This is a genomic window from Rhodococcus sp. 06-221-2, assembly GCF_002258365.1.
GTDB classification, from domain to species: Bacteria; Actinomycetota; Actinomycetes; order Mycobacteriales; family Mycobacteriaceae; genus Rhodococcoides; species Rhodococcoides fascians.
On record NZ_NOYJ01000003.1, the window covers coordinates 109,734 to 129,170 of the forward strand.

Consider the following 19,437-nt stretch of genomic DNA (forward strand, 5'->3'; position numbering starts at 1 on the left):
AGGAAGTGTTTTGCTGGGCGCTGAAAGGGTTGAGCATTGATCCCGTTGTCTTTTGCGCAGCGTAGGCTGTGGTTTATCCACCAGTTGGAGGGATTGTCGTCAACTTACAATATTCCTCTGGTCTTACGCCTGACTGGTGAGCTCAGTGTTCATTCGCTGGGCAGGGCAATCGGCGATGTCGTGAGTCGACACGAAAGTTTGCGGACTGTTTTCCCCTCCCATGAGGGTGTGCCGGAGCAGCGTGTTCTTGGCTCGGCCGACGCAGACTTCGGCTGGGACGTAGTCGAAGCGTCAGGGTGGTCGACAGACGCGTTGAACGATGCAGTCGCACAGGCAGTGGGATACAAATTCGACCTCAGCTTTGAGATTCCGTTCCGAGCGCAGCTCTTCAGACTATCGGCCGATCAGCATGTATTGGTGCTCCTGATGCATCACATCGCGTCAGACGGCCAGTCCCTCACGCCCCTCGTACGCGACGTCGGGCTGGCGTACAGGGCCCATGTGGGCGTAGAGGTGCCTGCCTGGGTGCCGTTGCCATTGCGATATCGGGATTACACGCTCCGTCAGCGTGAGTCGCTCGGCGACGAGTCCGACCCCGACAGTGCGCTGAGCCGGCACCTCCTTTACTGGAAGAACACGCTAGCCGGATACGAGGGGCGGCTTGAGCTCCCAACCGACCGCCCTTATCCGGTCGTGGCCGACTATCGAGGCAATCGAATCCCCATCGAATGGCCCGTGTCGATGCAAGAGCAGGTGCGACAGTTGGCCCGGGAGCATCGTTCTACCGGCTTCATGGTGATTTCGACGGCGCTGGCGGTGCTGTTGTCCGAACTAAGCGGCACCTCCGATGTCGCTTTCGGTGTTCCAACTACGGGCCGACGTGACGCTGATCTTGCGGAGATGGTCGGTTTCTTCGCCAACACAGTAGTGCTCCGCGTTGATGTGTCTGCCAGTTCGACGTTCCGTCGCCTCTTGCAAAAAGTACGGGACGCGGTTTTGGACGCATTGGCCCACCAGGATGTCCCGTTCGACGCGCTGGTGGATCTCGTCAAACCTGCTCGGTCACAATCGCATCACCCACTGGTCCAGGTCATGCTCGGATGGCAGAACCAGATCTCCACGGAGTTGGACTTGCCGGGGGTGCTGGCAGAGGCGGTACCCACCATTTCTCGACAGGCCCGGATGGACTTGACCTTCAGTCTCCGGGAGCGGTACTCCGAGTTCGGCGAGCCGCAGGGAATCGACGGAGTGGTCGAGTACCGCTCTGATGTCTACGACGCTGCATCGGTCGAGACCATGATCGTCAGGCTTGGGCGAATCATCGCCGAGATGATCGCCGTGATCGACCAGCCAGTCATCTCGATCGACGTACTAGACAGAAACGAACACACTCATCTTGACCGCCTGGGCAATCGTTCTGCGCACTCTCAGACTGCCGCCAGTATATCCATAGCCGAACTGTTTGCAGCACAGGCGAATCGAGCGCCGGAAGCGCACGCCATGGTTTTCGAGGATCAGGTATGGACTTACAGGGAAGTTGACGAGGCCTCCACGCAACTGGCACATCTACTAGCCGTTCGTGGGGTACGCGGAGGAGAAGTTGTTGCTCTCATGCTCCCGCGTTCCAACAAGACAGTAATCGCGATCCTGGCAGTGTTGAAACTGGGCGCAACCTATGTACCCATTGACATCAAGCACCCCGATGAGCGGGTGGCGTTCATCTTGGGCGATGCCGCTCCAGCTGCCCTCGTGACCACTGCCGAACTGACTTGCCGGGTAGACTGTTTTGGTATCGAAGTTGTGGATGTCGACGACGACGCGATTGCCGTGCAGCCGGTTACGGCTCTGCCTGCGCCAGAGGCCGGCCAAGTCGCGTACATCATCTACACCTCCGGTACCACCGGTGTCCCCAAAGGGGTTGCCGTTACCCAGGCGAGCGTCACGCGATTGTTCAGCTCGACGGCTCCGGGGTTCGTGCCGTCCTCAAACCAGGTGTGGTCACTCTTCCACTCCTACGCGTTCGATGTGTCGGTATGGGAGATGTGGGGCGCGCTGCTACACGGTGGCCGACTGGTTGTCGTACCTGGAGAAATTGCCCAGTCCGCCAACGACTTTCATCAACTACTGCGAGACCAGAACGTATCCGTTCTGAGTCAGACACCGTCAGCATTTTATGCTCTGCAGGCAGTCGACATGCGCCGGCCGGGCGAGTCTCGGCTGAGCGGTCTAGAAGCGATTGTCTTCGCAGGCGAAGCTCTCGAACCGTCGAAGTTGCGACCTTGGCTAGATCAGCTGGATTCCTGGCCGCACCTGATCAACATGTACGGCACCACAGAGACCACCGTCCACGCATCGTTCCGGAGGATCGTTTCTTCTGACCTCGACAGCCATGTCAGTCCCGTGGGCGGTCCGCTTGCTGACCTTGCCTTCTTCGTATTGAATACCGGTCTCCGCCGCGTGCCGGTAGGAGTAGTCGGAGAGTTGTATGTGGCAGGTCATGGTGTCGGCCTGGGCTACTTGAAACGCATGGGGCTGACGGCGTCGCGGTTTGTTGCTTCTCCGCTCGGCCCGCCGGGCTCGCGGATGTACCGGACGGGTGACGTAGTGCGGTGGAACCGCGAGGGCGAGCTGGAGTATGTGGGCCGCTCGGACGACCAGGTGAAGATCCGTGGTTTTCGTGTTGAACCGGGTGAGGTCGAGGCTGCTCTTTCCCGTGTCGCGGGGGTGGAGCGCGCCGCGGTCGTGGTGAGGTCTTCGAGTTCGGGCAAGCAGCTGATCGGCTACGTCGTACCTGCGGAGACCGGTCCAAAAGTAAATGGTGCTGTGGTGCGTGGTGATGTGGCCGCGCACCTACCGGAGTACATGGTCCCCACAGTGGTGATGATCGTCGATGACCTACCGCTTACGGTCAACGGCAAGTTAGACAAGCAGGCATTGCCGAATCCAGAGTTCGCAGGCGGATCCTACCGAAATCCGTCGACCTTGGTTGAGGGAATTTTGGCTGAAATCTTTGCGCGTGTGCTGGACCTACCGCGGGTAGGGGTGGACGACTCGTTCTTCGACCTCGGCGGAAATTCGCTATCGGCGATGCGAGTGATCGCGGCCGTGCAGGAGTCGTTTGATTCATCGATCGGCGTGAAGGCGCTCTGGGAAGCCTCAACGGTATCGGGGTTCGCACGGTTGGTGGGTGGATCGCCGGGTGGCGGCGTGGCATGGGTCCCAGTAGCTCGTCCCAAGCGATTGCCGTTGTCGTTCGCTCAGCGTCGGCTGTGGTTCATCCACCAGATGGAAGGGCAGTCGGCGACGTACAACATACCGCTACTGATTCAGATTACCGGTTCTTTGGATGTCTGTGCGCTGCGCGCGGCGATCGCTGATGTTGTGGAGCGGCACGAGAGTCTGCGGACAGTGTTTCCAGCGGTGGCTGGTGTGCCGGAGCAGCGTGTCCTTGCAGCTGAGACTGACTTCGACTGGGACATCATTGACGCCACCACCTGGACGGAACTTCAAATATCCGACGCAGCGCGTGTTCGGGGTCAGCATGCTTTCGACCTAGCCGAAGACCTTCCTTTCCGCGCGGCGCTGTTTGTCGTGTCTGCCACTGACCATCGTCTGGTCGTGGTCATGCACCACATTGCAGTCGACGGGGGGTCACTTCCTCCGCTCCTGCGTGACCTATGGAGCGCCTACGGAGTCCGCGCTGCGGGCGAGTCGCCTTCCTGGTCGCCACTTCCCGTCCAGTACGCCGACTACACGCTTTGGCAACACGCTCTGCTGGGTGACGAAGCGGATTCGCAAAGCGTGCTCGCCGGGCAGTTGAAATTCTGGGAACACGCCCTGAAAGATCTACCCAGCAGGTTGGAGCTTCCCACGGACCGGTCGTACCCGGCGGAGACCGACACGAATGGGGGTCGAGTCGTCGTCGACCTGCCCGCGGATTTCCATGAATTGGCGCAGCGGATCGCGCGGGAACGCAATGCGACGACGTTCATGGTGATGTCGGCGGCGCTTTCGGTGCTGTTGGCGCGTTTGAGCGGGAGCGCGGATGTGGCGTTCGGGGTGCCGACGGCGGGGCGGGGGCGAACCGAGTTTGACGGCATGGTCGGGTTTTTCGTCAACACGCTGGTGTTGCGTACGCGGGTTTCAGCCGAGATGAACTTCGGTGATTTGTTGGAGGAGGTACGGGAGCGGAGCCTGGACGCGTTCGCGAACCAAGATGTGCCGTTCGATGCGCTTGTCGAGCGCCTCAATCCGGTCCGTACGCAGGCTCACCATCCGTTGATCCAAATCCTGTTCGCCTGGCAGAACGACCCGGTCCCCGACATCTCGGTGCCGGGTCTCGACGTGGAGACGGCGTCAGTCGACATCGGAGCCGCTCGAATGGACCTGGCATTCAGCCTGCGCGAGCGGTTCACTGCGGACGGTCAGCCCGATGGGATCAGCGGAATCGTCGAGTACCGCACCGACATCTTCAACGCCGAGACCGTAAAGCGCATGGCGGCTCGGTGGCAGCAGCTATTGATTGCGATGGCGGCGGGCCCGGATCGTCCTTTGGCTTCGTTCGACATCCTGGGTGAGGATGAGCTGACGCAGCTGGACGTACTGGGTAACAGGTCGGCTGTGACGGAGTCCGTTGCTGGCGTGTCGATTCCGGAGTTGTTCGCCGAGCAGGTGAGGGTGCGGCCGGACGTCATAGCGGTGGTGTTCGAGGGTCGGTCGTGGACGTATCAGGAGTTGGACGACACATCGACGCAGTTGGCTCATTTGTTGGCTGGGCGTGGGGTGGGAGTAGAGGACGTTGTTGCACTGTTGCTGCCACGTTCGGAACACACTGTGATAGCCATACTTTCGGTGCTGAAGCTGGGTTCTGCTTACTTGCCGATCGACATCAACACCCCTGACGAGCGCCTGGCATTCGTTCTACAAGACGCTGCGCCGGCCGCGATTTTGACCACGGTGAGCCTCGCTGGTCGCGTCAGTAAGTCCGGGGTCCCACTGATAGATGTCGAGGATCCCAAGGTCGCTGAACAGCCGACGACGACGTTGCCGGTGCCGAATGCTGACCTCCTCGCGTACATCATCTACACCTCAGGAACGACAGGCACACCCAAAGGCGTCTCGGTCACCCACCGCGGCGTCAATGACCTCATCGCTACCCACATCGCGCGCCTCGCCAATGTCGAGGACCCGACCACCGGCACTCTGGAACCCCACCACCACGTATGGACGCTGTTCCATTCATACGCATTCGACTTCGCGGTCTGGGAGATGTGCGGCGCGCTTCTGCACGGGGGACGGCTGGTCGTGGTTCCCGAAGAGGTTGCCTACTCTCCTTCCGATTTCCATAACCTGCTCGTAAACGAAGAAGTAACGGTGCTGACCCAGACACCGTCGGCGTTGGCACGGCTGTCTCCCGAGGGGCTACCGTCGATCGCGCTACTTCTACTCGGGGGAGAGACGTGCCCAGCCCAGCTAATCGAGCGATGGGTGACGCCTGAGCGAGCCGTGATCAATGCTTATGGCCCGACCGAGTGCACCGTCTACGTTTCGATGACCGAACCGCTAGTCCCTACAGGGGCAGTGCCGATCGGTGCCGCTGGCTCCGGCACTGCGTTGTTTGTGTTGGATTCCGGTTTGCGGCGGGTTCCGATCGGTGTGGTTGGTGAGTTGTATGTCGCGGGGCGGGGTGTGGCACGCGGTTATGTGCGACGGCCGGGCTTGACGGCATCGCGATTCGTCGCGTGTCCGCTCGGCCCTTTGGGTTCGCGGATGTATCGCACCGGCGATCTGGTTCGTTGGAATCACGACGGCGAGCTGGAGTATGTGGGTCGCTCTGACGATCAGGTGAAGATTCGTGGTTACCGCATCGAAATCGGTGAGATCGAATCGGTGCTCCGGACGGCCCCCGGAGTAGGACAGGCTGCGGTCGTCGTCCATGAGGACCACCCAGGGTACAAACGGCTGATCGGCTACGTCGTTCCCCACACAGACTGGGCGGGCGAGTTGGATGGCAACCAATTGCGCCGCTTGACCGACGCGTGGCTGCCCGAATATATGTCGCTTGCGGCGGTCGTGGTCCTCGATGCATTGCCCATGACGAGTAACGGCAAGCTTGACAAAAAGAGGCTTCCGGTACCTCAACTAGGACAATCGAACCAATACCGAGCACCGACTACTCCACTCGAGGAGAGCCTGGTTGACATCTACGCGCGCGTACTGAATGTGGAGAAAGTTGGAGTCGACGATTCGTTCTTCGATCTAGGCGGCGACAGCATCTCGTCCATTCAGGTGGTGTCCCGGGCCCGGCAAGTCGGTTTGTACTGCAAGCCCCGCGACATCCTGGTGGAGCGAACCGTGGCACGACTTGCCCACGCTCTCCAGCTCTCGGTCCCGGAGCAGTCTCTCCTTCGGCCGGCTGAGGCTGGGCCCGTCACGGCAACGCCGATCATGCGGTGGCTGGCATCTCTCACGGCACCGACAGACGAGTTCAACCAAACCATGTTGTTCCAGGGGCCGCAGCAGGCGAAGTACAGCGACGTGGTGTTGTTACTACAGGCATTGGTCGATCGGCACGCCATGCTCCGGTTGCAGGTGGACAACGCCCCGACTGAGGACGCGGACAACTGCATCGTCCTACCAACAGGCTCGATCAGCGCAGCCGACTGTGTAACCCCCGTCGTGGACTTCTCCGATACCACGTTTGCCAATGCCTTGAGCCGTCTTGACCCGCGTCGAGGAGCCATGGTGCATGGGCTGTGGGCTGAGCGCACCCGCCAGCTGTTGCTCATCGTCCACCACCTCGCGGTCGACGCGGTCTCCTGGGGAATCATCCAAAGGGATCTCGCAACGGGTTGGCGCTGCCTCACCGAGCGGCGAGAAATTACCCTGGATGCCAGCGGCACCTCGTTCCGTGAGTGGTCAACGATGTTGGCGCAGTACGCTGCCGAGCGGAAAGTCACTGACCAGCTTCCGCATTGGCAGCGCATTGAAGCCGTTGCCACCCTGCTGCCCAGCCCGCACCCGACTCCTGGTATCTGGCGCGATGTGGAGCATCTGTCGGTCAGCATCGACACGGAGCTAACCGAAGTGCTGGTAACCGACGTGACTGCGGCTCTGCACATCAACGTTCAGGATCTGCTGCTCATCGCACTCGGTTCTGCCCTCGCTGAACAGCACCAGCACTTCGACGTCCCTTTCCGCATCGACGTGGAGAGCCACGGACGTCGCGATGAAATCGGCAGTGGGATCGATTTGACCAACACCGTCGGATGGTTCACCGCAAAGCACCCGGTCGCTTTGAACGTCGTACCCATGGACCGTGACACTGTTCTGACCGGGGGCTCGGACATGGGTATCTGGATAAAGGACGCCAAGGAACAGCTGCGTGCCCACCCCGACGGAATCACCTACGGTCTTCTCAAGTATCTAGGCACCAACAATCTGTCTGGCGTAGATCCCGCCATCGGCTTCAACTACCTCGGCCGGCGCAGCGTGAGCCAGCTCGACGCACCCCTCGAAGATTGGCGGATCCTCGGACCGACTGAATCGCCTGATGCTCGACGCTTTGGTTCCCGCTCGATGCTGTTGCCGCACACAGTCGGCATCAATGCAGCCGTGCTAGCCGAAGGTTCGCAGTCAGAACTACACGTGTCCTGGAGTTGGACGAGCACACAGGTGGATCGCTCCTATATCACCGAGCTGTACGCGCGCTGGTATGACGTTCTAGCTGGAATTGCGGCGTACGTGCAGAACGGCGGCGGAGGACTGACTCCCTCCGACGTCCTGCCGGCGGTGGTCAATCAGCGGCAGATCGATCAACTCGCACAAATCGTGGAACCAGCAGACCTTCTCCCGCTGACTCCGCTTCAAACCGGGCTGCTTTTCCATCGCCGTTCCGGCAGTAATGAACCCGTAGAGCTGTACACCGTGCAACTGGGTATCGAGATTGCTGGCGTACTCGACGTGCCGCGCTTGCGCGAGGCCGCTCATACAGTCGTCGGACGCCACCCCAACCTAATGGCTCGGTTCGTCTCCGAGGGTTTCCCCGAGCCGGTGCAGATCATTCCGACACGCCCAGACATACCGTGGACGGTAGTTAACGGCTACGAGTGCGATCAGAGGCTGCTGGATGCAGAGCTCGCCGCCTGCGGCAACCTCGTAGATGAGGCACCGCTACGGATTCTCCTTCATCAGACTGGGACGAATAAGCACACGCTGGTGCTATCCGTCCATCACATCGTGGTGGACGGTTGGTCAATCCAGATTCTGCTCAAAGAGATGTTCGCCGTCTACGAACGGGAGACTCTGGCACCCGCGCCCACCTTCCGAAATTACGTCGAGTGGCTATCCGCCCAGGACTGGAGCGCGGCGCGGCGGCATTGGCAGAAGCTGCTGGCGGGACTTCAAACGCCGACCTTGTTAGATCCAGGAGATCGCTTCACTGATGCGCGATCGCTGTTGCGAGTCGACCTCCCTATCGACGTCACGCGTTCTGTTGAGCAGTTGGCTCGCTCGCAAAACACGACCATGAACATCGTGCTACAGGCCGCCTGGGGCCGTCTGCTGGGCGCATTGACTGGCAGCGGAGACGTCGTCTTCGGCACTACCGTATCGGGGCGGCCAGCAGAACTGTTCGGCAGCGAGTCGGCGGTGGGCATGTTCATCAACACCGTCCCGGTAAGAGCATCCCTGACCGCGACGACGACCACGGCTGAACTGATCGGCATGCTGCGGGACGACTACCACGATGGGCTAGACCACCAGTTCGTGGCCCTGGCCGATATCCAGCGCGCCGCGGGACATCAACAACTGTTCGACACCCTCTTCGTCTACGAGAACTACCCACTGAGGATGTCCGGCGGGCAGCTCGAGACAAACGGACTGAGCGTACGCATAGCCTCAAGTCGCGAGTTCACTCACTATCCAATCGCCTTACAGATCTGGCCCGGTCCACAGCTGAGGGTGCGGCTGGAATACCGCATGGCGGTCCTCGACGAGCGGTTGGCCAAGCAAATCCTGGTATGGCTCCAGACACTATTGATTGCGATGGCGGCGGGCCCGGATCGTCCTTTGGCTTCGTTCGACATCCTGGGTGAGGATGAGCTGACGCAGCTGGACGTACTGGGTAACAGGTCGGCTGTGACGGAGTCCGTTGCTGGCGTGTCGATTCCGGAGTTGTTCGCCGAGCAGGTGAGGGTGCGGCCGGACGTCATAGCGGTGGTGTTCGAGGGTCGGTCGTGGACGTATCAGGAGTTGGACGACACATCGACGCAGTTGGCTCATTTGTTGGCTGGGCGTGGGGTGGGAGTAGAGGACGTTGTTGCACTGTTGCTGCCACGTTCGGAACACACTGTGATAGCCATACTTTCGGTGCTGAAGCTGGGTTCTGCTTACTTGCCGATCGACATCAACACCCCTGACGAGCGCCTGGCATTCGTTCTACAAGACGCCAAACCAGCAGCAATAGTGACAACGGTAGCGCAATTGCACCGGGTCGATGAGAGCAAAGTGGCAGTCGTGACCCTCGGGGGCAGGGTCACCGTCGAACCTCCCACTGTCACCTTTCCATTCCCCCATCCAGAACTGACGGCCTATGTCATCTACACCTCAGGAACGACAGGCACACCCAAAGGCGTCTCGGTCACCCACCAGAACGTGACGCAACTGTTCACCAGACCCGCACGGACGTCCGAATTGTCGCCAGGACAGGTGTGGTCGATGTTCCATTCGTACTCGTTCGATGTGTCGGTGTGGGAGATGTGGGGCGCTCTGCTGCACGGTGGCCGCTTAGTCATAGCCTCTGAGGACACGGCCAACTCTGCCACCGACTTTCATGACCTACTTGTGAACGAAAGTGTTTCGGTTCTGACCCAGACCCCGTCCGCCCTCGGCCGGCTGTCACCGCAGCGGCTGAGCGCATTGAGGACCATTTTTGTGGGGGGTGAGGCGTGCTCGCCCGAACTTGTCGATCGGTGGGCTTCAGGCCGAGAAATGATCAACTCCTACGGTCCTACCGAAAGCACCGTTTACGCCTCTATGAGTGCGCCCATGAAGCCTGGTCATGGAGCTCCTATCGGTACGCCGGTGCCGGGTGATGCGTTGTTTGTGTTGGATTCCGGTTTGCGGCGGGTTCCGATCGGTGTGGTTGGTGAGTTGTATGTCGCGGGGCGGGGTGTGGCACGCGGTTATGTGCGACGGCCGGGCTTGACGGCATCGCGATTCGTCGCGTGTCCGCTCGGCCCTTTGGGTTCGCGGATGTATCGCACCGGCGATCTGGTTCGTTGGAATCACGACGGCGAGCTGGAGTATGTGGGTCGCTCTGACGATCAGGTGAAGATTCGTGGTTACCGCATCGAAATCGGTGAAGTGGAAGCAACACTCGCTGCCTTGACCGGAGTGGAGCGTGCGGCAGTGGTGGCCCGTGATACCGATACCGGCAAGCAGTTGATTGGCTACGTCGTACCTACCGAGGTGTCTGCGGGAATCGATGGTGGGGCGCTGCGCGAACGAGTTGCCGCGCGATTGCCTGCGTACATGGTTCCGGCCGTGGTGATGGTCATCGACGAGTTGCCGTTAACTGTCAACGGCAAGCTGGACAAATGGGCGTTGCCCGAGCCGCAATTCGCCAGCGGCGTTCACAGAGCGCCGTCATCTCCGGTTGAAGAAATTATCTCCGGCATTTTCACGAAGGTTCTCGACCTGCCGCGAGTCAGCGTGGACGACTCCTTCTTCGACCTGGGCGGCAACTCGCTCTCTGCGATGCGTGTCGTAGCCGCCGTGCAGGAAACCTTCGACTGTGAAATCAGCGTCCGTGCACTCATGGAAGCCCCCACCGTAGCGGGCCTGAGCAAACAACTCTTCAACTGGTCCAGTTCCGACGAGATACCTCAGGTCGTGAAGTTGTGCCGAGGGCCAGGGCGTCCACTTTTCTGCATACACCCTGGTGGGGGCGTCAGCTGGGCGTACCGCGCCTTGGGAAGCATCGTGCAGCGCCCAATATTCGCTATTCAGCAAACCGTCGACGGCGAACGTCCGCGTACGGTCCGCGAAATGGCCGGCGAGTATGCCGACCTCGTCCAGTCAGTCCAGCCCGATGGGCCCTACGACCTGCTGGGATGGTCCTTCGGTGGTGTCGTCGCCCACCAGATGGCTACCGTGCTGGAACGGAGAGGGGCGCACGTACGTCGGCTAATACTGTTGGACGCAGCTCTAGTAGAACCCGGTACGACACGCTCGCCAGACGCGGATTTCAATGAGACCGACGTCCTGCGGCATTTCGTGTCCAAGAACGTCGACCTGCCCGATCTGAAAGAATTGACCTCTTACGAGCAGGCCACGGAATGGCTGGAAACTCATTCGTCACTCGGCGCAGCTATTCCGCCAGCTTGGATGATCAGCCACGTCGTTCGCAATCTCCGATTCAATTCTGACCTCTGGCACGGCCACACACCGGACCTATTCGGGGGCGGCGCTGTGGTGTTCCAGGGAAGCGATCACGAACGCGATCCAGGTTATTCAAGAGACTGGACACGTTTTATCGCTCGTCCAGTCACGGAGATCGCAGTGGAGTGCGAACACAACGACATGTTGAGTCCCGATGCGTTGGACGCCTACGGCGACCGGCTGCGTGCAGAACTGGAAGGCGACGATTATGAGTAAACCAGGCGAGTTTCCTTATGAGGCAGGTATTCATCCCAAGGGCTATGTGTCTAGGCCATGGACGATCAGGCAATTGGCTGGGCTTGGCGACGGCGTAGACACCAATAGGCGGTTCCATTATCTCCTCGACCAAGGCGAGACAGGTCTTTCGTTGGCTTTCGACCTGCCCACCCAGCTCGGACTCGACCCGGACGATCCAACGGCTGCCGGTGAGGTCGGTCGCGCCGGGGTCTCGGTGTCCACCGTCGACGACTTGGCCGCAGTGTTCGACGGAATACCGCTGGATCAGGTGTCAGTCTCTTTCACCATCAATGCGACCGCACCGATGATCTTGGCCCTATGGATCGTGGTTGCCGAAGAATCAGGCGTCAACCCTGCGCTATTACGTGGCACTTTGCAGAACGAAATGCTGAAAGAGCACGCGGCTCGCAAGGCGTTCGTGTTCGACTTGGACGACAGCTTCCGCTTCTCGTTAGACGTTATCGAGTACTGCATACGCAACTTGCCCAAGGTCAATCCGGTATCGATCTCGGGTGGACACGCCCGTGAAGCCGGTGCGAGCCGAGCAATGGAAGTGGCGCTCGGCATCGCTGATGCGGAGACGTACTTGCAAGGGATGCTGGAGCGGGGGTTTACCGTCGACGAGGTCGCACCCCGGCTCAGCTTCATCTTTGGGACCCATATGGAGGTTCTTGCCGAGGCGGCCAAGTTCCGTGTCCTACGCAGGATGTATGCCCGCCGCATGGTGGACCTCTTCGGCGCTGCTGACGCGAAGTCGAGCCGCATGCGTGTTCAGGTCAATACTTTCGGCTCCGCTCTCGCCGCCTCCGAACCGCTCAACAACATCGCGCGTACGACCATTCAGGCCGTAGCGGCCGTCCTCGGCGGGGTGCAGTCTCTGCATGTGTGCGGCTTCGACGAGGCCGAACAAACGCCTGGGCAGCTATCGGCACGCATTGCGCTGAGGATTCAGCAGATCATCTTGAAGGAAACCGATCTAGCCAGATACGTCGACCCCCTCGGCGGGTCCGAGGCAATAGCTCGCATCGCCGATGAAATCGAAGCAGAGGCTACGGGGTGGCTAGATGACATCGCTGCCCATGGTGGCTTGTTGGACTGTCTGCGCAGTGGCTGGCTGGAATCGCGCATTGACGACATGGCCTACGCCACCCGCGGCCCCGTCGTCGGCGTCGTCGAAGCCGAGAGTTCCGAAGAAGAGGAGTGGCTCACTGAAAGGCAACTGCGTTCGGGTGTCGTACCGGGCCGCCGCCGTCCCTTCGAGCGCGGGGTTTGTAGCGCAGAACTACGTGCTGTGACCGATGACGTGGCCGCGGGCCGCAATGTCATGAATTCGATGATCGCAGCAGCACGGGCTCGGGCCAGCATCGGCCAAATGCAACGGGCGGTGGCAGAAGGGCTCGAATCGAAATGACCGCATCTAACCGGAGCAGCAGCAGTCCGGGTCAATCCCGTACCCAAACACACTCAAGGGTGCAGCCAACTGACCACTCGGATGGGGAGCAGAGAAATATGAGCAAACAACGGATGGCTACCACTATTACGAGTTTCTGGGAACGGGCTCTCGGCGAAGAAAATCTCACGCTCGATGACAATTTCTTCGATTTGGGCGGTGATTCGCTCACGGCCGCGAAAATCCTTGCCCTTATCCAGCGGGAGTATGGGCTGCAAGCGGAATTGCATCTAATTTTTAACAACCCCACCATCGAAGAATTCGTGGAGGCCGTTGATGAAGAACTAGCAGGGGTAGCGCCGCGGGGAGAAGATGCATGACCGCCCCAAAATTCAAGTCACTGTGGGGAGGTCCGGCGACACCCGATTGTCACTTAACTGGATTTGTTCGCCGTGTCACCCACGATCCGGGGCGTACGGCTGTAGTCGACGCCGATCGTTCGTACACCTACGGAGAACTGGCAGCTTGGGCGCAAACGGTGTCGTCCAACTTGACGCTGGCCGGCGTGAACGTAGGAGACCGGGTTGCGGTATCGCTTCCGCGAGGCGCGGGTGCAGTCGCTGCATTACTCGGGGTGCTGCTGCATGGAGCGACGTACGTCCCGTTGGACCCCGAGTACCCCGTGGAACGGATTCAGTTCATGGTGGATGACTGCGCACCTCGCGCCCTAATCGCCACCACGCGATCACGTGTGAACCACCACGCCCCGCTGGTCGACATCGGGCTGCCCCCCGGAGTAACCCAACCGATCGACCTGCGCGCCGTCGCGTGCGATGCCGCACTTCCGGTCTACATCATCTACACATCCGGATCGACCGGCTGGCCGAAGGGCGTAGCGCTGAACCATCTCTGCATCGACACAATGGTCGATTGGCAAACATCCCACTCACCCCACCCCGAACTACGCACCGCACAGTTCGCCCCGCTAAATTTCGACGTCTCGTTCCAGGAGATATTGGGCACGCTGTGCGGCGGCGGCACGCTTGCGATCATGCCGGAGAAGCTACGCCGTGAACCAGCCCAATTGCTTCGATGGCTCTCCGATCAACGAATCGAGCGGCTGTTCGTCCCATTCGTTGCGTTGCAGATGCTGGCAGTGACGGCCCAGCGGGACATGCTGGCGCAACTGTGCTTGGTCGAGGTAAATACCGCCGGTGAGCAAGTAGTGTGCTCGGAAGATATTCGCGCAATGTTCGCATGTATGCCCGGCTGCCGGCTGGTCAACCACTACGGACAAAGCGAATCCGCCATGGTGACCTCGCACATCCTGGGGCCCGATCCGTATGCCTGGCCCAATCTGCCACCAATCGGCGAACCCCTGCCGGGATGCGAACTACTCATCGCGCCGGAAGTTCCAGAAACTCCGAACATCGGAGAGCTTCTCGTATCCGGAAATCCATTGTCGGATGGATATCTGGGGCGTCCCGAGCTGACAGTGGAGCGCTACGTCAGCATCCTTCCCTCACCAGCCGGTAACACCCGAGCCTTCCGTACCGGTGACCTGGTGGAGCTGACAGACAGCGGCTTGCGCTTCCTATCCCGAATGGACAGCCAGATCAAAGTGCGGGGAATCCGCGTTGATCTCCTAGAAATCGATGCGCAGTTGCTAACAGCTCCCGACTTCGCTGCAGCGGCGACGGTCATGGTGGTGACTAAGTCCGGCCATGCCAGCCTGCGCGCCGCAGTAGTCCTTCGTGAGGGCTGCACCGGCCCAGTCGAGGCCAACGCTCTTAAGCGACTACGCAAGGTACTGCCCGAGGTTTCGGTCCCTGTTTCGGTGACGGAACTGCCCGAACTGCCCAGGACCCCCAGCGGGAAGGTTAATCGTGAGAGAGTCGCTGAGCTCATCGCAGATGACTGCCGGCGGCGTCGCCGACACAGTCAGGGCGGTGACGAATGACCACAATCCTGCACGATAGGCCCGCCGATGCGGGCCAATACGCACTCTGGGCCGAAGCCACGATTGATCCCTCGATTAGTGGCGGCGGATATTTCGTGGCGACCTTTCGCGGTGTACTTGACGAGCATCACCTCGAGGCCGCTGCGCGCGCCGTGCTTGAACGACACGAGCCGCTGCGGTCGGTGCTGCGGCTTGTGCGGGGACAGTTGCGCCAGTGCGTCCTGCCGGCACTTGAGGCATGTTCTTTCGAGCGCGCCACTATCCCATGCGAAGACGGCTCCGAGTCGGCGGCGGTCCGAGAATGGTGCAAGCAGCGCGAACAGGACAAGCGCTGGGACCTAGCCACCGAGGCACCAATTCGTTTCCAACTTCTAACCCATGCTCCCAACCGCTGCTCGATGGTCTTCGAGGCTCATCACGCCGGCTTTGACGGGCGCAGCAAGTTTATTGTCGCCCGCGATTTCTCGAACTATCTGGGGAAACTGAGAATCGGCCATCAAGTGAATCCGACGCCGCTGGCCGCGCCCAGTACGCCCGTTGCCACGGAGGCAGTCACCGCGGAGGCCATCGAATTTTGGCGTACTGCTATCGACAAACGGATGCCCTTGACACTTCCCGAGGGCGGCCGTCTGGGGCAGCGGTCCATTGCTGCCTCGCCGACAATCGAACTGGAGCCCTCAGCGGTTGCCGCCCTTCGCGCGATCGCTCAAAACCTGCAGGTGAGCACATTCACGATGCTTTTCGCAGCGCTCACTCGACAAATGACGGCTTACGACAACATTGATCCGGTGTTGTCTGTGGCTTCGGACGTCAGTGACGAACACACCGGACATGTCGCCGGCTTGCAAACCAACGTGGTCCCCGTATCCATCGAAACCTCCCGCCAGATGGCGACGGAAAAATCCGTTGCCTCGGCCCGCCGGGCGCTCACACACTTGGCTCGCTATCGCCGCGTCCCGTTCGTGGACCTGGTGTCCGGTGTGCCCGGCAGACCCCTCGCTCGGCTCAGTACTGAGCTCGGCCTGTCATTTCCCCGTCCGCCAGCCCAACTTGACCTGGAAATCCCCGGCCTACGTTCGGAGTGGGAGTTTTTCACGCCAAACACAAACGCTGCTTTGGCCAGAACGCTGCAGATCCGTGCGCACTGGCCGCAGTGCCGGGTGCGGCTCGACTATCGCCAGGATCTGATGGGTGCAGCGGAAGCAGAAATATTTCTTGCCGATTTTCGCACTGCTGTCACAGATCTCGCTTCAGACCGAGAAACATCCTTGGTCAGCTCTACGAGCAAAGTCCGGCCCCGAGCAGCCGGCGCGGGGACCCCGTACATCTGTGCTGGCGTCCGCGCGGGGACACTATGTAACGACGACGCTCCCCACCCTCCGCGCTTGATGCCATCGGACGGTGTGAGATTCACCGTGCGTGGCCGGTCGGAACAGTTACTGCCCTGTTGTATAGCGGGCACGATCTGGGTTCATCTCGCCGACGGCCGCGAGGTTTGCACCGACGACTGTGGGTACGTCGCGGCAGACGGCGAGATGCGACACCTAGGACCTCGGGAGGGTCGGTGGATCCGCACCCGAAGCCTCATTGATGCCTCCGCAGTCGCCCGCGTCGCCCGAACCCACACTTGGGTACGAGAGGCGGAAGTGCAGCTGGTGAGGGGCCGTACCGACACCGCGGTGCTCAGTGTGTCTGGACCAACTCGCAATGTCCCGAGCGCACGAGAAATCCGAGCACATCTGCGGACTTTTCTGCACGCCAGTGATCTGCCTGGACGTATCAAAATCACCTGTACCGACACCCTACCGACGAACAAGGATGACAATGAACGAACTCTCTGAAGCTGTAATCGCGGGTGCCTCTCCGGACGTACTTGAGAGCCTTCCCGTCCCACCTGAATACAACGCCGCCTACCTAGATGTAGAAGACATCCAGATTTTCGCCGGCGTCGAGGACAAAGACGTTCGAAAGTCGATTCACCTCGGCAGTGTGCCCATGCCGGAACTTGCTCCTGATGAGGTGTTGGTCGCTGTTATGGCAGCGGCGATGAACTACAACACAATCTGGTCCGCTACCTTCGAGCCGATCCCCACTTTCAACTTCCTGCGGCACTACGCAAAACAGGGCGGCTGGGCCTCTCGTCACGACCAGCCGTACCACGTACTGGGGTCGGACGCAGCCGGGGTGATCGTGCGCGTCGGGGCCGGTGTGCGCAAGTGGAAGGTCGGGGACCATGTCGCCGTAGGGACGGCTCATGTCGATGACCAGGAACCGCTCACCCATCACGACGGCATGCTCGGCCACGAGCAGCGAGCATGGGGGTTTGAGACAAACTTCGGAGGCCTCGCTGACTATGCGGTCGTCCGCGCGAGTCAATTACTACCCAAGGCAGCGCACCTCACCTGGGAAGAGGCTGCCAGCAACCCATTGTGCGCGGGAACGGCCTACCGGATGCTCGTCAGCGAGCGCGGTGCCAACATGCGTCAAGGCGATGTAGTCCTCATTTGGGGCGCGGCGGGTGGCCTCGGTGGCTACGCCGTGCAATTCGTCCGCAACGGCGGCGGCATACCAATCGGCATAGTCAGCTCGGACGCAAAAGCCGAGGTCGCCCGCAAGCTTGGCTGTGAGCTGGTCATCGATCGGCGCGAGATCGGTGAGATTTCCGCTGACCCGGACGCCACCGTCGCGGCAGGAAAACTGCTGGGCAAGATCATCAGGCGAGAGATCGGAGAGGATCCGAACATCGTCTTCGAGCACGTTGGCCGCGAGACCTTCGGCCTCTCGGTATTCGTGGCCCGCCGCGGCGGCACAATCGTCACCTGTGGATCGAGCACGGGTTACCAACACACGTTCGACAACCGCTACTTGTGGATGCGCCTGAAAAGAATAGTAGGCAGCCACGGGGCGAATTTGTACGAGCAGTGGCAGACGAACCGCCTCATCCAGCGCGGCCAAGTGCAACCTATGTTGTCTGAAGTGCACCCGTTTCAAGAGACACCAGAAGCCGCACGCAGGATTCAACTAAACGAGCACCTCGGCAAAGTTGGCATACTTTGCCTAGCACCCTCGAGTGGGCTCGGTGTCACCGACGTCGACCTGCGTTCCCGGATCGGCGAGGCGCGGATCACACCGCTGGTGACGGCATGACAGCTCCGAACCCGAGCTTCGACGCAGGAAAGGCCGAAGGCCGCGTGCATCGTGTCCGAGTGGTGGTTGCCAAACCTGGGCTGGATGGCCACGATCGCGGTGCCAAAGTGGTGGCGCGCGCACTTCGTGATGCCGGCATGGAAGTTATCTACACCGGATTGCGTCAGACACCCGAGCAAATCGTCCGCACCACTTTGGAAGAGGGTGCCGACGCTGTCGGTCTGTCACTGCTATCGGGCGCTCACATGGAACTGGTACCCCGCGTAATCGAGCTGTTGGCCGAGAATAACGCGATGGAGATACCCATCTTCTGTGGCGGCGTCATTCCACCTGGAGACGCACGCAAGCTCGCTGAAATGGGAGTGCTCCGGGTCTTTACCTCTCGGGATTCCCTTCAGGAGATCACCCGTTGGGCACAAACGAACCTACATCCGCTCAAGGAGACGGAGTGACGAGGCACCAGAACTGTCAGACCTTGGAGTCTGCACGGCAAGGCAATATCAGGGCGCTGGCGCAACTAATGACTCGCGCGGAGAACTACGCCATCACTGAGGTTGACGTCATCTCTCCGGCTGCACCGGACCACCCCCGAACCGCCTGTACGGTGATTGGCTTGACAGGTCCTCCTGGTGTCGGAAAGTCGACGTTGATTTCATGTCTTATCGCCGAGTACCGCAAGCGGGGTCAGCGCGTGGCAGTGCTCTGCTTTGATCCGTCATCGCCGATAACCGGCGGTGCGCTCCTCGGTGACCGCATCCGTATGCAGGAGCACTCAGATGATCCCGGAGTTTTCATTCGGTCAGTGTCCAGTCGTGGCCATCTCGGAGGACTTTCGGCCACGGCCAGGACAATGATCGCGATCCTGTCTGAGATCGAATTTGACAGGATCTTGATCGAGACGGTCGGAACCGGGCAGTCAGAGGTGGAAATCGCATCAATCGCGGACGACACCATCGTTGTTCTAGCGCCTGGAGCAGGTGACGGCATCCAAATGGCCAAGGCTGGTGTTCTGGAAATCGCCGACCTCTACGTCGTAAACAAGGCAGATCAGAACGGAGTCCACGCAGTACTTCGCGAACTCCAGGCCGTGATCGAGCTTGGTCAACGCGACGTCCCCATTGTGACGACTACCGCCAGCCGTCAAGAAGGGGCCGCCGAGGTAGTTAGAGCCCTTGAGGCCAAGCGAAAATCTCCTATGACGTAGAGCTGGAGCAGATCGTTCCTCCAGTCATTACCTCTGCCGCGCTTTGCAAAGCAGCGA

Annotated in this window: 8 protein-coding genes; all 8 read left to right on the forward strand. The window is 60.4% G+C overall.

From position 1 onward, the window contains the following. Window positions 1–45: 45 nt before the first annotated feature. The 8 genes from CH281_RS00720 (at window position 46) to meaB (ending at window position 19,380) form a co-directional block, all read left to right on the forward strand. Window positions 46–11,658, forward strand: a complete 11,613-nt coding sequence (locus CH281_RS00720) for a non-ribosomal peptide synthetase (protein WP_254923896.1) — start codon at window positions 46–48, stop codon at window positions 11,656–11,658. Continuing rightward, window positions 11,627–13,090 (forward strand): methylmalonyl-CoA mutase family protein, encoded by a 1,464-nt coding sequence (locus tag CH281_RS00725; protein WP_032364855.1) that lies wholly within the window; start codon window positions 11,627–11,629, stop codon window positions 13,088–13,090. The genes CH281_RS00720 and CH281_RS00725 overlap by 32 nt, the downstream gene beginning before the upstream one ends. A 98-nt stretch (window positions 13,091–13,188) precedes the next feature. Further along, window positions 13,189–13,449 carry a phosphopantetheine-binding protein gene (locus CH281_RS00730; RefSeq protein ID WP_032382025.1) on the forward strand — a complete coding sequence of 87 codons (261 nt, stop codon included), beginning with the start codon at window positions 13,189–13,191 and terminating at the stop codon, window positions 13,447–13,449. Beyond that, on the forward strand, window positions 13,446–15,029 hold the full coding sequence (locus tag CH281_RS00735; protein ID WP_015586172.1) for an AMP-binding protein: 1,584 nt from the start codon (window positions 13,446–13,448) through the stop codon (window positions 15,027–15,029). Before CH281_RS00730 ends, CH281_RS00735 begins: the two co-directional genes overlap by 4 nt. Further along, window positions 15,026–16,870 (forward strand): condensation domain-containing protein, encoded by a 1,845-nt coding sequence (locus tag CH281_RS00740; RefSeq protein WP_015586173.1) that lies wholly within the window; start codon window positions 15,026–15,028, stop codon window positions 16,868–16,870. The genes CH281_RS00735 and CH281_RS00740 overlap by 4 nt, the downstream gene beginning before the upstream one ends. Continuing rightward, entirely contained in the window at window positions 16,854–18,176 is a 1,323-nt protein-coding gene (gene ccrA / locus CH281_RS00745) for a crotonyl-CoA carboxylase/reductase (RefSeq protein WP_015586174.1), read from the forward strand. The genes CH281_RS00740 and ccrA overlap by 17 nt, the downstream gene beginning before the upstream one ends. Next, window positions 18,173–18,628, forward strand: coding sequence for a cobalamin B12-binding domain-containing protein (locus CH281_RS00750; protein ID WP_015586175.1), 456 nt, complete (start codon window positions 18,173–18,175; stop codon window positions 18,626–18,628). Before ccrA ends, CH281_RS00750 begins: the two co-directional genes overlap by 4 nt. Continuing rightward, window positions 18,625–19,380 carry a methylmalonyl Co-A mutase-associated GTPase MeaB gene (gene meaB / locus CH281_RS00755; protein WP_015586176.1) on the forward strand — a complete coding sequence of 252 codons (756 nt, stop codon included), beginning with the start codon at window positions 18,625–18,627 and terminating at the stop codon, window positions 19,378–19,380. The genes CH281_RS00750 and meaB overlap by 4 nt, the downstream gene beginning before the upstream one ends. Window positions 19,381–19,437: the final 57 nt, after the last annotated feature.